This window comes from Mongoliitalea daihaiensis (genome assembly GCF_021596945.1).
GTDB classification, from domain to species: domain Bacteria; phylum Bacteroidota; class Bacteroidia; order Cytophagales; family Cyclobacteriaceae; genus Mongoliitalea; species Mongoliitalea daihaiensis.
This window is the reverse complement of sequence record NZ_CP063779.1, coordinates 24,516-38,658: the sequence shown is the minus strand read 5'-3', so window position 1 is coordinate 38,658 and position 14,143 is coordinate 24,516. Positions and strand designations below refer to the sequence as shown.

General features: G+C 40.6%; 8 protein-coding genes. All 8 read left to right on the top strand.

The window, feature by feature from the left end; all coding sequences use genetic code 11:
• The first annotated feature begins 4 nt into the window (after positions 1-4).
• A complete protein-coding gene (locus IPZ59_RS00125; protein ID WP_236137864.1) occupies positions 5-1,918 on the top strand; it encodes a RagB/SusD family nutrient uptake outer membrane protein in 1,914 nt (637 codons plus the stop codon).
• A gap of 32 nt (positions 1,919-1,950) precedes the next feature.
• The gene (locus IPZ59_RS00120) at positions 1,951-4,980 is read left to right on the top strand and encodes a SusC/RagA family TonB-linked outer membrane protein (RefSeq protein WP_236137863.1); all 3,030 of its coding nucleotides are present in this window, start codon (positions 1,951-1,953) and stop codon (positions 4,978-4,980) included.
• Between the two features lie 12 nt (positions 4,981-4,992).
• Positions 4,993-6,768, top strand: coding sequence for a RagB/SusD family nutrient uptake outer membrane protein (locus tag IPZ59_RS00115; RefSeq protein ID WP_236137862.1), 1,776 nt, complete (start codon positions 4,993-4,995; stop codon positions 6,766-6,768).
• Between the two features lie 41 nt (positions 6,769-6,809).
• Positions 6,810-7,835 (top strand): DUF5627 domain-containing protein, encoded by a 1,026-nt coding sequence (locus IPZ59_RS00110; protein ID WP_236137861.1) that lies wholly within the window; start codon positions 6,810-6,812, stop codon positions 7,833-7,835.
• 18 nt (positions 7,836-7,853) lie between these two features.
• Positions 7,854-9,965: an endo-1,4-beta-xylanase gene (locus IPZ59_RS00105; protein WP_236137860.1), complete on the top strand. Its 2,112-nt coding sequence runs from the start codon at positions 7,854-7,856 to the stop codon at positions 9,963-9,965.
• 124 nt (positions 9,966-10,089) lie between these two features.
• Positions 10,090-11,343, top strand: a complete 1,254-nt coding sequence (locus tag IPZ59_RS00100) for a cellulase family glycosylhydrolase (protein WP_236137859.1) — start codon at positions 10,090-10,092, stop codon at positions 11,341-11,343.
• A 37-nt stretch (positions 11,344-11,380) separates the two neighbouring features.
• Positions 11,381-12,526, top strand: a complete 1,146-nt coding sequence (locus IPZ59_RS00095) for an endo-1,4-beta-xylanase (protein ID WP_236137858.1) — start codon at positions 11,381-11,383, stop codon at positions 12,524-12,526.
• 71 nt (positions 12,527-12,597) lie between these two features.
• Positions 12,598-14,115 (top strand): glycoside hydrolase family 43 protein, encoded by a 1,518-nt coding sequence (locus IPZ59_RS00090; RefSeq protein ID WP_236137857.1) that lies wholly within the window; start codon positions 12,598-12,600, stop codon positions 14,113-14,115.
• The last annotated feature ends 28 nt before the right edge of the window (positions 14,116-14,143 follow it).

The following is a 14,143-nucleotide window of genomic DNA, read 5'->3' as shown; positions in this document are numbered from 1 at the left end:
TGCTATGAAAGCTTTAAATTATATAAAAATTAAAATCAACTTTATAGGTGCTTTTGCTCTGTTGATGCTTGGTGCCACATCTTGCGTAGATTACTTGGAAAGAACTCCAGATTCTGTTATTTCTGAGGAAATTGCGTTCCTTAATTTCCAGAATTTTCAGGGTTACACAGAAGAACTGTACCATTGTATTCCTAATTTCACTACCAGTTATTGGACTTCTTCGTGGAACTGGGGTGATGATGAAATGGTATCGGCCGCAGGTGACTTTCATGTTGCTTTTGCATTTGACCGGGGTAATTTCTGGGCTTGGCAAGTAGAGTTTTCTGGTCATGGAGGTCAAGCAAGCTGGATGGATAAGTGGTCTGCTAATACAAATGATAATCCTCATACGAAGGGTTTATGGCCATTAGCATGGTACGGCATTCGAAAAGCAAATCTTGGTTTGGAAAATCTTCATAGGATGACAGACGCTACAGATGAAGAGCGGGCATTGATTGAAGGACAGTTGTTGTTTTTTAGAGGTTGGTTTCACTTCATGCTCTTTCAGCATGTGGGAGGACTTCCTTATGTGGATCGAGTGCTTCCTGGAGATGAACAGTTGAGAGAGGGCAGATTGAGCTATCATGAGAGCGCCGAGAGGGCTGCACAAGACTTAAGAAGAGCTGCTGATCTTTTACCTATCAATTGGGATAATACAATTGCCGGCAGGAGAACACTTGGTAGAAATGAGTTAAGAATCAATAAAATAATGGCATTGGCTTATTTGGGCAAGAACCTATTGTACGCCGCTAGTCCATTAATGAATTTTGAGTCTACAGGTAGTAGAACGTACAATACAGATTTTGCTCGTCGATCTGCTGAAGCATTTGGAGAATTGTTGGATTTGGTTGAGAGTGGGCAGACTCAATATGCATTGATGCCTTTTGACCGTTGGCATACATTATTTTACACCATGGGTCAGAACTGGGCTTTGTCAGGGGGAACTGAGACTATTTTTAGATCTCTCTATTGGTCTGGTGATCAATCGAACTTTGGTATCACCAAGCAGTATTTCCCATCCATTATTGTTGATGGCGATGCTACGAAATTTGTTCCAACAGCCAATTTTGTAAATCAAAATTTTGGAATGGCTAATGGTTTGCCACTACCAACGGATATCACACAAGCAGATCCAACATCAGGTTACAATCCTGAATTCCCATTCAGAGGTAGAGATACACGTTTTTATAAAAGTATAGTCTTTGATGGAATGCAGGTGGTTCAAGGTTCTATGCCTCCTAATCAGGAAGATAACAGATTTGCAAATCTATACACTGGAGGTAGTTACAGAGGTGCGGTATCCGGTAGCCCAACTGGATATGTCAATAGAAAATTTGTACCCATGACAGCAAACGCTTATGATAATGCTTTTGCTTTTGGTGCTGCTCTTCACTTGAACGTGCCTTACTTAAGATTGGCAGATGTGTACTTGATGTATGCAGAAGCAGCTTTGATGGGACACAACTCTGTAATGGGTAAATCTACAAACTTTAGTAAAACAGCTGTGGAGGCTGTCAATGTAATCAGACAGCGTGCCGAAATGCCGGATGTTTTGCCACAATTCCAAACCTCTGTGGATGTGTTTTTGAATGAGATCAAACGCGAACGTGCTGTTGAATTGGCATTTGAAAGACACAGATTCAATGACTTAAGGAGATGGATGCAATTGATTGAACCGCCATACACATTAAAGACAGCTATTGAGTTTAACCGTGCTCCTGAATCTGAATTAGGAGGAGATCCTACGCAAATGAGGGTATTGAACTTGAGAGAGCGGGTTCTTGTAGAAAGGCCATTGGCAGAAAGACATTACTGGTTGCCATTGAAAGTGTCCGATGTGACCTTGTACCCTGAGTTTAGACAGAACCCAGGCTGGTAATTAATCAAATTCAACATTTTGAAAAAGCACTTATGAGATATAAAAATTTAATTTGGATGTTGGTTTTGATGCTACTTGCAAGCCCAGTGCTAGTAGTGGCACAGACCAGCCAAACCATACGGATACAATCATCAATCAAAGACACGAAGGGTACGCCAATTGCGTCAGCATTCATCTTGACTGATGAAGAGGAAGTTTTGGGAACTACTAATGAGAACGGAGAATTTGATATTCAGATAACTCCAAACTCGCTATTGATCTTCAGAGCAGAAGGCTTTGAATCAAAAGTTGTAAGGATTTCCGGTCAGACCGAAGAAATAATTTTGGTTCCAGAATGGGAATCTAGAAGAGTCAATACAGCATTTCAATCAAAGGATAGGTCCAATCTAATGGGTGGAGTTTCATTTGTAAACATTCCTGAACTCTTAGAGAAAAACTATTTCACTTGGACTTTGGACAACATGGAAGGTTTTGCACCTGGTTTCCATGGAAATATCTGGGGTAACAATGAATACTTACTTTTAGTAGACGGTGTTCCAAGAGATCCAGGAAGTGTGATGCCTATTGAAATCGAGCAAATTACATTCTTGAAGGGTGTGTCTGCGGTGGCTCTTTATGGTAGTCGTGCAGCTAAAGGTGTAATCATGGTTACCACCAAACGTGGTAGTGTAGGAAAGCAGACGATTAATGTAAGAGCCAATACAGGTGTACATGCCGCTCGGGAAATTCCTAAATATTTAGGATCAGCCGAATACATGACCTTGTTTAATGAAGCAAGAGTCAATGATGGATTACAACCTTTATTTTCTCAGGAAGAAATCTTTAATCACGGTTCTGGTTCAAATCCTTACCGTTATCCTAATTTGGATTTTTATTCCAATGACTATCTGCAAAAAGCTTATAGTAGACATGATGCTACTATGGAGATTGCAGGTGGAAATGACAGGGCAAGGTATTACACCAATTTGGGTATGATGTCCGAAGGTTCGTTATTGAACTTTGGCCAAGCTGCACAAAATAGAAACGAGCGATTTAATGTCAGAGGTAATGTTGACATGAACCTAACGAATTTCATTTCAGGTTTTGCGGATGCAGCTGTAATATTCTACAATGGGAGAGGAGTAAATACTGACTTTTGGCAAGGTGCTGCGACCATAAGACCTAATCGTTTTTCTCCTTTGGTTCCAATCAGTATGATAGAGGGCGATGATGCCGTTTCTCAAAACTTCATTCAGAATAGTAGTCACCTTATCGGAGGACAGTATTTGCTTGGCGGTACACAACTTGAGCAAACCAACCCAATAGCAGATATCTATGCTGGAGGTTCCAATGTGTTTACAAGTAGACAGTATCAATTCAATACTGGGGTAAATGCAGATTTGAGAAATATTGCAGAAGGGTTGACTTTCAACTACAGATTTGGATTAGATTATCAGACCTCCTATGTGCTAGCATTCAATAATGAATATGCAGTGTATCAGCCTCAGTGGAATAATTATGCCGGTCAGGATCTGATTACAGGTTTGACTCGTTTTAGACAGGACGCAAGTACACGTACTCAAAATATCAGTGGGAACAGATTTCAGCAAACGATGTCTATGTCTGCTCAATTGAATTATAACACTGTAATCGATGAGAAGCATGAGATTTCAGCGATGTTGATCGCGAGTGGATTCCAGACGGGTGTTTCACAAATGTACCACAGGGTAAGTAATGCCAATTTGGGGATACATCTAGGCTACAATTATCAAAACAGATTCCTTGCTGAATTTAATGGAGCTATCATTCACTCTGCAAGATTACCCGAGCAAAATCGACGAGCATTTTCGCCAACGGGATCATTGGGATGGAGATTGAGTAATGAAGGGTTTTTGAAAAATTCATCTGTAGTAAATAATTTATTGGTTTCTGTATCAGGCGGTATTGTCCACACCGATTTAGATATCATGGATTATTATTTGTACGAGCAGGTATTTACGCAGCAGGGGGATGGTACTGTTTTTTACACTTGGAAAGATGGATTGAACAACATTACTACTATCTCCAGAAGAGGTGCTAATCCAGGAATGAGATTTCCAAAGAGAGAAGAAGTCAATATCGGAGTCGAAGGATCCTTTTTCAATAACAAGGTGTACTTCAATGGTTCTGCATTCATCAGTAGAATGACTGGCTTATTGGTTCAAAGAAGCGATATCTATCCAACTTATTTTGCAACAGGTTTTCCTGCATCATCTTTCATTCCTTTCGAAAACTATAATGCTGATCAGCGAACAGGCTTTGATTTCAACTTAAATGTGAAGGAAAAAGTAGGCGCTGTGAATCTGAATATAGGACTTGTAGGAACATACTATGCTACCAAAGCGATCCAAAGAGGGGAAAATTGGCTAGACGAGTATCAAGTTAGAGAAGGTAGACCAATCGATGGAATATGGGGTTTGAGAAATGCTGGTTTTTTCAATAGCAGCGCTCAAATAGGATTATCTCCAACTCAAATCTTTGGAGAAGTTGCGCCCGGAGATATTCGATACATTGATCAAAATGGAGATGACAGAATTACTCCTCAAGATGAAGTTTTCTTGGGTAGAGGTGGATGGTTTGGTGCTCCGTTGACAATGGGTCTGAATGTGACAGCTCAGTGGAAAAACTTTACCTTCTTTGCTCTAGGTATGTGGAGAAGTGGAGCTCATGCCATGCGTAATAGCTCTTACTTCTGGATTTCTGGAGATGCAAAGTACTCAGAAGTTGTCAGAGACCGATGGACTCCAGCTACTGCTGAAACAGCAGAATATCCTCGATTGACTACCTTGAATGGTGCCAACAACTTCAGAAACTCTGATTTCTGGTTGTACAGTACCAATAGGTTTGATTTGGCAAGAGTACAAGTAACGTATCGTATACCTGCCGACAAATTCTTCGGAGGAGCATTCATCAAAGGAATGGATGTGTATATGAACGGTGCTAACCTACTTACCTTGGGACCTAATCGAAAGATTTTGACTACCAATATTGGTTCTGCTCCTCAGACACACTTCTTTAATCTTGGTTTAGCTGCTCAGTTTTAAAATTGAAATGATATGAAGAATATTAAAAATATAGTGGGAATGCTGGCAGTAGTCATGGTAATGAATACTTCCTGTGATGACCTATTTGAACCTGCTATTCAAAATAACAGGGATATTGAAAGTAGTTATAACGAACCACGATTTGCTCAAGGATTGATTATCAATGGATATGCTCGCATTCCGCGGAATGGGTGGCAATTCAACGATATGGCTACTGACGATGCCGTGGCAAACAATGAAAACAATGCCTTCTTCAACATGGCAAGTGGTCAATGGGCAGCAGATAATAATCCTGTCAATCAATGGCAAAATTCAAAGGCTGCTATTCAGTACTTGAACTTGATGATTGAAACTTCTGACAGTGTTTCATTTGTGGTCAATAATCCTATGTTGGACCGCATGTTTGCAGATAGAATCAAAGGTGAGGCATTAGGCCTAAGAGCTTTGTTCATGTATCATTTATTACAGGCGCATGGAGGAATGGCTGACGGTCAAATGTTGGGAGTTCAGTTATTTACTGAGGCCCAAAACTTAAACTCACAATTCAACTTGCCACGGAATACTTTCCAAGAGTGTATGGAACAATTGTATTCCGATGTTCAGGAAGCAATTGATTTGTTACCCTTGGATTATGAGAATGTAGCTAGTGAAGAAGACGTTCCTCAGCGCTACAGAGCTATGGGGGCCAATCGAAATGATTATAATCGCGTTTTCGGAGAGGATGCGAGACAATTATTAAGTGGTAGAATCGCTCGTGCAATTAGAGCGCAAGCAGCATTGATGGCAGCAAGCCCTGCATTTAGCCAAGGCAATAATACCACTTGGGAAGATGCGGCAAGATACGCTGGCGAAATCTTAAGCCTGAATGGTGGTGTTTCTGGATTAGCTCCAACAGGATTGACTTGGTACACAAATGTCAATGAAATCAATAACTTGGGTGGCGGTGTCAATCAAGGAGAGATTTTATGGAGAACATCCTTAGGAGGTCCTTCCAGTAACTTGGAAGCAGCCCATTTCCCTCCAACACAATTTGGAAATGGTCTCTTGAATCCAACCCAAAACTTGGTAGATGCATTTCCATCAATTGATGGATATCCCATCGATCATCCAAATAGCTCTTACAATCCAGCCGATCCCTATGCGAATAGAGACCCACGTTTCAATCATTACATTATCCGCAATGGGAATACTGCAGGACCAAACAATCAAGTGATCAATACGGCAGCCGATGGAGGCACCAATGATGGGATCAACCGAGTTGAAGTATCCACACGAACCGGTTATTATATGCGCAAGCTCTTAAGACAAGATGTGAATTTGAACCCTGTTTCTGTCAACGGTCAGCTACATGTGATGCCAAGAATTCGATATACTGAATTGTATTTAATTTATGCTGAGGCTGCGAATGAGGCTTGGGGTCCTTTGGCGGCTGGTACGTATGGTTTTTCTGCATACGATGTGATCAAAGCTATTCGACAGCGTGCTGGAATTGGCTTAACGAATGGAGATGCATATCTAGAGTCGATTAGAAATGACCAAAATGCAATGCGTCAGTTGATTCGAAATGAAAGAAGATTGGAGCTTTGCTTCGAAGGTTTCCGATTCTGGGATATCAGAAGATGGAATTTAAACTTGACTGAACCTGCACGAGGTGTGAGAATTCAAAACAATAGTTTTCAGGTCATCAATGTTCAGAATAGGGTGTTTGGAGAACACATGAAATATGGTCCAGTTCCTTTGAGTGAATTACTGAAGTATAATGCACTTAGACAAAACACAGGCTGGTAATATTCATTTGCTAGAGTTTCTTGAAGCCAAAAGAAAAAAACATGAAAAAAATAATAATTGTATTAATCGCCGTCATAGGCATCAGCTCTTGTGTCAATCAGGACTGGCAGTTCCCAGACTTTGATTTCCAGAGCGTGTATTTTGCCCATCAGTATCCTGTAAGGACAATAACCTTGGGTGAAGATATCTTTGATACGACGCTCGACAATGAGCGTAAATTCAGAGTAATGGCTACTACAGGTGGTGTGTATGAAAACAGAAATGATATTCGCTTAGAGATTGCATATGATCCATCCTTAGTTGAAAATCTTTTGTTTTCACAAGGTGGGCGTGAAGTGAAAGTTTTACCGACAGAGTATTTCCAAATGACCGAATCTGAAATTGTGATTCCAAGAGGTTCTATCATTGGCGGTGTGGAGGTTCAACTGACAGGCGCTTTCTTCAATGATCCTGAGGCTATTCGAAATACTTATGTATTTCCTTTAAGAATTGTATCTGCTGCAAATGTGGATACTGTCCTTCGAGGTTCTTCTCCTTTACCAAATCCAAATAGACATGTGGCTGGAGATTGGGAGGCTTTACCAAAAGACTTTGTCCTCTATGCAGTAAAATATGTTAACGAGTGGCATGGTATCTACTTGCGAAGAGGCTTGGATGTCATCACAGGTAAACCTGGTCATGAAAGTCTTACGGAGCAAGTGATTCGTAGAGAACGATTTGTAGAGCAGGACGAGTTGAAAGACCTTCATACGCAATCGTTGACTACCATTGATTTTCCATTGACTCTTCAAGGCAACGATGGAGTAAGTCAAGTGATCAATCTTAGGTTAGAATTTAACAATCAGGGAAATTGCACAATTTCTTCTGCTACAGAAGGTGTGACTGCTTCGGGTACTGGCTCTTTTGTCAAGAGGGGTGAGAAGCAAAGTTGGGGAAATCAAGATCGTGATGCCTTGTATTTGCAATATGAGCTTGATCTGCCAACGATGAGAGTTGTGACAACTGATACACTTGTTATGAGAAATCGTGGTGTCGGTTTGGAGTTTTTTAATCCTGTAGTACAATAACTTGTAAAAAATTAGTTTATGAAAAAAATTATCTATTCAATTGGTGTTTTAGGGTTGCTAAGCTTAGCATCATGTGCGGATTTTGGTGCTCTGGATGATTTTCAAGTGGAAAAACCCTTGAGCGTTGAGATGCAGGAAGAAATTAACAGTTTCGGCGATTTATTGGATTATGTTGAGGAGCTGAATAATCCCAACTTCAGAGTAGGGATCTCCTTACCTATGAGTGATTATACCAATCAAGGCGTACGATTTAGATTGATTAATCGTAACTTCAATGAGTTTTCTCCTTCTTCTGGCATGGACCATAGGACTGTTGTCCAAAACAATGGTAACTTAAATTTAGTCCAAGTTCAGGCATTGTTAGAGATGGCAGATTCACGTGAAATCAATGTTTTTGGAAGCCCACTTGTTTGGCACAGAAATCAAAATGCAAGCTTCTTAAATAGTCAATTATCACCATTGATTGTAAATTCTCCCGCATTTATGAATGAGTTAAATGTGAGCGAGTTATCTGGTGGTAACCTTGATAATTGGGCTAGTTCACAAGGAGTAACCTTTGAACCGAATCAGGGGATGGGTGCTGGTACTCCGGCTGTGAAATTATCTGCAGGTATGGCTGTCAGTAGTCCATCAGATGTAAGTTTTAGCTCTCCTTCTATCAATATTATTCCTGGTCGTACGTATGAGGTGATAGCCTATATCAAATCTGATCAGCCAGGAGAAGGCAGATTTACTTTTGAAGGTCTATCAAATAATGAGCCTGCACTAGCATGGGGAGGTTCAGGGGCTGCAACTGAAACATTTACTACTTCTATTTCTTGGAAAGAAATTCGTTTTCGTGTAAGTGATTTTACAGGAGAAAGTTTCCGATTTAATTTAGAATTAGGCTATGAGTCTGGTGTAAATTATTTCTTGGATATCAATAATTTGTATGTGTATGACCTAGAAGGTGATCCAGTAATCAATAATTTGATTTCTGGTGGTGATTTTGATGGCGGTATTGCTTGGGGAGGATGGGGAAATAATTCTGTCCGCGGTGTAACTGAAGAAGGTATGGGGGTCGGAAACGAAGGGCGCGCTTTCTTTGTCACAAATCCTTCATTAACTGGCGGCTTCTGGGAAGTGCAAACGTTATATCAATTGGCTGCTCCTGTTAACAATGGTGAAACATACCGATTGAGCTTCTGGGTTCGTGGAGATGCTGAAGGTGTTATTCGTCCGGAATTGCAAAGCCCTAATTTCTCATCCAATGGTTTCGGTCAAGTCTTTGTAACGCCTGAGTGGAGATTTGTATCCGTTACAACTACAGCGACTGCTGACGATAGAAATCGATTTATCATTAGTTACGGTGAATTTGCAGGGACTGTTTACATTGATCAGGTTGTCTTATCAAGTGAGGCCTTTACTGGTGGTTCGACCACAATAGTTGAAAAGACCGAAGTAGAAAAGACGTCTATCATCAGTACACAGATGGAGCGTTACATCAGTCAGTTTGTTGGAGAAACCAAAGGTCAAATAACTGAACGTGTTGTGGTAGCTGAGCCAATTCATGAATCCAATACAAGTCTTATTCGTACTGGAGTTGGATTAACTCCAGGTGAGGGGGAATTCTACTGGCAGGATTATATTGGAAAGGATTATGGGGTGGAGGCATTCAAGCTTGCTAGGCAATTTGGGAACTCAGGCGATGTTTTATATATCAGCGAAAGCGGAATGGAAGCCAATCTTGCTAAGTGCGAAGCATTGATTGATTATGTCTCATACATAGAGCAAAACGGTGGTCAAGTTGACGGAATTGCAGCACGCATGGTTTTGAATTTAAATTCTAACATGGAAAATGTTGCACAGATGTTTAGACTGTTAGCCGCTACTGGCAAAAAAGTTAAAATCAGTGCCCTAGAGGTAAGATTGAATGACGCAAATCCATCTGTAGTTGCATTGATTACACAGGGAGAGGCTTACAAGCAGGTTATTAGCCTTTACTTGGATTTGATTCCTTCTAATCAACAAGCAGGTATCACTTTCGCAGCTCCTATTGATGGAACAGATTCAGCAAGATCGGGTCTTTGGACTTCTGGTTTAGTCCGCAAACATGCCTATGCGGGTATTGCTGAAGGTTTTCAGAGATAATTTCGATGAACTAATCTAGCAGAAAGAAGGATTTTCTTCTTTCTGCTAGCGTTAGTTTGAAGTTGTTTTTTGAAATTACATACGCTCACTACCTATTTCTTAACCTACTCTAAAATTACCTATCATGTCTCGTTTGATGCCTATTTTCATAGGCTTCCTGGTATTTTTTTTCTCTTGTAATTCCATTGATTCAGAAGATATTCAAGAAAATGAATTTGAAAATCCAGAAGAATCAAAAGAAGAACAAGTGGCTATTACTTGGCCACTTTCTACGCCTGAATTGAAAGTTCAAGGAAGACACCTTGTAGATCCATGTGGGAATGAGGTGCTGCTTCATGGAGTTGCCATCACAACGAGTCCGTGGTTTAATGGAGGGCATGTAGGTATCTGGAGATGGAATGATTACGATGTGGCGGGTTGTCTCAATTACAATAGATCCGTGATGAATACCTTGTCTGAGGGCAATGGAGAATGGTATTTGAATATGATTAGGTTACATATGGATCCTTATTGGAGTAATGAACCTGGTCCTCCTATACCAGAGAATGATATCTCTCGATTTAGTTTTGAAAGATTTGTCAGATCTGTGGAGGAAGTGATCCTGCCTTTGGTAGACCATGCCGAAAATAGAGGTATGTATGTAATCTTTAGACCTCCAGGCGTTTGTCCCCAAAGAATTGCGGTTGGGGATGAGTACTTTGATTACCTGATGAGAATTTGGGATCATATTTCAAAACTGCCCCAATTGAAAAACCGCAAGCATGTCATGTTTGAACTTGCCAATGAACCTATAGAAGTTTTAGGTACTAATGGCATACATGGAAGCGATACCCAACCTCACTTTGATGCTTTGAAGCTCTTTTTCCAACCTATGGTGGATTTGATCAGAGCTAATGGGGCTGAAAATGTGCTCTGGATTCCTGGTTCAGGTTACCAATCACATTATAGAGGCTTCCCTAATAATCCTATAGAGGATGATAATTATGGATATGCTGTCCACATCTATCCAGGATACTGGGGACAGGATAACAATGATCCGGTCACCTTTAGAAGAAATTGGAATACCCACATCAAACCAGTAGCAGACATCGCTCCTATAGCCATCACAGAGATTGATTGGGGTCCGGAAGAATATTTGGTTTGGGGTAAAGGCGGAGTAACTGGTACTCCCGGTACTTGGGGATTCGGTTCCAACTTTAAAGTTTTGGCTGATGAGTTAGGGAATATCAGTTGGAACTTATTGATGCCTGAAAATCTCATTCATAATGGCGATCCGCAAGGTGATGTTGCCTACAATAGAAACCCTGAAGCCTGTGCATACCCAGTTTATAATTGGTTTAGAGAATACGCTAGCGAGAAAATAAGCTGCGGTTCCTGATCAACCTTTTGACCACTAGAAGAAAAAAATAGAGATTATGAAAACGACACATTTGAGAAAAATTGGTCTAGTATTATCGGTGATATTACTAGCATCATTTTCAATACAGAATCATATTAAAAATGATGATGAGCTCTTTCTACAGTCTGCTTTTGAAGGAAAGTTTCTGTTTGGAGCTGCACTTAACAATGATCATATCAATCGTAAAGATGTTAGAGGACTCGATGTATTGAATAAACACTTTAACTCTATTGTCGCTGAAAATATTATGAAAAGTGGCATGATACAACCAACAGAGGGGAACTTCAATTTCACCATGGCGGATAAATTTGTTGAGTTGGGTCAAGAGGGGAATTATCATATGGTAGGTCATACCTTGGTTTGGCACTCGCAGGCACCTAGATGGTTTTTCACTGATAGTGAAGGAAAGGATGTGAGCCCAGAGGTATTGACCCAACGAATGAGAGATCATATTCATACCGTAGTAGGTAGATATAAGGGTAAAATCAAAGGCTGGGATGTGGTCAATGAAACAATCCTAGACGATGGTTCTTGGAGGAATAGTAAGTTTTATCAGATTCTGGGAGAAGACTTTGTGAAATTGGCTTTTCAGTTTGCCCATGAAGCTGACCCAGAGGCTGAGTTGTATTACAATGATTATTCCATGGCCAATCCTGGAAAAAGAGAAGGAGTAGTCAGAATGGTCAAAAATCTTCAAGAGCAAGGGGTGCGCATCGATGGTGTTGGAATGCAGGGACATATTGGTTTGGATTACCCAACTGTTGATGAGTTTGAAAAAAGTATAGTGGCATTTTCCAACCTCGGCATAACGGTGATGATTACCGAACTGGATTTGAGTGTATTGCCTTCTCCTAGACGTGATATGGGTGCTGACGTCGCTACTAATGTGGAGTATCAGCAGCGATTAAACCCTTATACAGAGGGTCTTCCGGATGATATTCAGAAAAAATTTGATCAACGCTACCGGGATTTCTTTGGATTGTTTTTAAAGCATCATGATAAAATTTCCCGTGTCACACTTTGGGGTATTCAGGATGGAGACTCTTGGAAGAATGGATGGCCTGTGAGGGGACGAACAGATTACCCATTATTGTTTAACAGAGATTATACTCCCAAAAATATTGTAAGTGAAATCATAGCTATGGCCCGAGCGCAGCATTAAATATTCTATCATCTAATGAATTCTCAAAAATGATAGAAATGCGTACGGTTTCTTATTTATTCACTTTTCTTATGATAATTATTGGTTTTGAGGCTTTCGCTCAACGAGCTATAAATCCAATCGTTCATGCAGACGTTCCCGATCCTTCAATTATCAGGGTTGGGGATGCCTATTATATGAGTAGTACAACCATGCACATGAGTCCTGGATTACCTATCATGAAATCTATGGATTTGGTCAATTGGGAATTACTCAATTATGCGTATGAGGTATTAGATTGCGGTGATGACTTGGCTTTGGATAATGGGAAATCCATGTACGGGAAAGGCTCTTGGGCGAGTAGTCTTCGGTATTATAATGGTACTTTCTATGTCAGTACTTTTTCTGGAAATACCAATAAAACCTACATCTACACCACGGATGATATAGAATCAGGAAATTGGAAAGCAACTTCTTTTAGTCCATCACTTCATGACCATTCCTTATTTTTTGAGGATGATAAGGTCTATATGATTTGGGGAGGTGGTGAGATAAAAATCGTCGAGCTGAATGAAGATTTATCTGGAATCAAGGGGGAAACAGAGCAAGTTTTGGTAGCCAAAGCGCATGCACCTATTGAAAAAGAAATCATGCTTCATGCCGAGGGTTCTCAAATTTTTAAAATTGATGGAAACTATTATCTCTTCAATATTGCTTGGCCACGTGGAGGGATGCGAACAGTCCTCATACACAAAGCTGAAAATCTATTTGGGCCATATGAGGGGAGAGTGGCCTTGGAAGATAAAGGAGTTGCCCAAGGTGGATTGATAGATACGCCTGATGGTGATTGGTATGCCTATTTATTTCGGGATTTTGGTGCTGTGGGGAGGATACCGTATATGGTGCCTGTTACTTGGGAACAGGATTGGCCTATCCTAGGGGTTAATGGTCAAGTTCCCATGGAATTAGCTCAATTGCCTGCTCAAAAGACTGATATTCCTTCCATTGTTGCATCTGATAATTTCAAACGTGCTGCAAATGAACCGGATCTGCCATTGGTTTGGCAATGGAATCATACTCCTGTGGATAAGCTTTGGTCAATCGATAGAGAACAAGGACTGATAACCTTTCAGACAGATCGAATAGATGAATCATGGTTGTCAGCCAGAAATTCACTTACCCAGCGAACCTTTGGCCCTACGAGTGCGGCAGAAGTAACCTTACACGTAGATCAATTGAAAGAAGGGGATGTCTCAGGCCTTGGACTCTTACAAAAGCATTATGGATGGATTGGTATAAAAATAAAAGATGGCCAAAAAGTCTTACAATTGGAATTGATTGAAGATGAACAGCCTGTCATTTATTCGGGGAAAACAATCACCAGTGACCGTGTAAGGTTGAAAGCTTATGGTGATTTTCAAGACCGAAAAGACTTAGCGAGCTTCTTTTACAGTGAAGATGATGGTAAAACCTGGACACAACTTGGACCTCAACTAAAGATGAGTTATACCCTCCCGCATTTTATGGGATATCGCTTTGCGCTATTCTATTATGCTACAAGTGACCCCGGTGGGCAAGTTGATTTCAGTGATTTCAATATTTCCCAATAACCTATAACCTATTAAACCCAGATATACC

What these genes read in the sequence shown, in the direction of transcription:
- IPZ59_RS00095 (WP_236137858.1), top strand. Translation starts at nt 11,381, where the DNA reads ATGAAAACGACACATTTGAGAAAAATTGGTCTAGTATTATCGGTGATA.
- IPZ59_RS00090 (WP_236137857.1), top strand. Translation starts at nt 12,598, where the DNA reads ATGATAATTATTGGTTTTGAGGCTTTCGCTCAACGAGCTATAAATCCA.
- IPZ59_RS00120 (WP_236137863.1), top strand. Translation starts at nt 1,951, where the DNA reads ATGAGATATAAAAATTTAATTTGGATGTTGGTTTTGATGCTACTTGCA.
- IPZ59_RS00110 (WP_236137861.1), top strand. Translation starts at nt 6,810, where the DNA reads ATGAAAAAAATAATAATTGTATTAATCGCCGTCATAGGCATCAGCTCT.
- IPZ59_RS00125 (WP_236137864.1), top strand. Translation starts at nt 5, where the DNA reads ATGAAAGCTTTAAATTATATAAAAATTAAAATCAACTTTATAGGTGCT.
- IPZ59_RS00115 (WP_236137862.1), top strand. Translation starts at nt 4,993, where the DNA reads ATGAAGAATATTAAAAATATAGTGGGAATGCTGGCAGTAGTCATGGTA.
- IPZ59_RS00105 (WP_236137860.1), top strand. Translation starts at nt 7,854, where the DNA reads ATGAAAAAAATTATCTATTCAATTGGTGTTTTAGGGTTGCTAAGCTTA.
- IPZ59_RS00100 (WP_236137859.1), top strand. Translation starts at nt 10,090, where the DNA reads ATGTCTCGTTTGATGCCTATTTTCATAGGCTTCCTGGTATTTTTTTTC.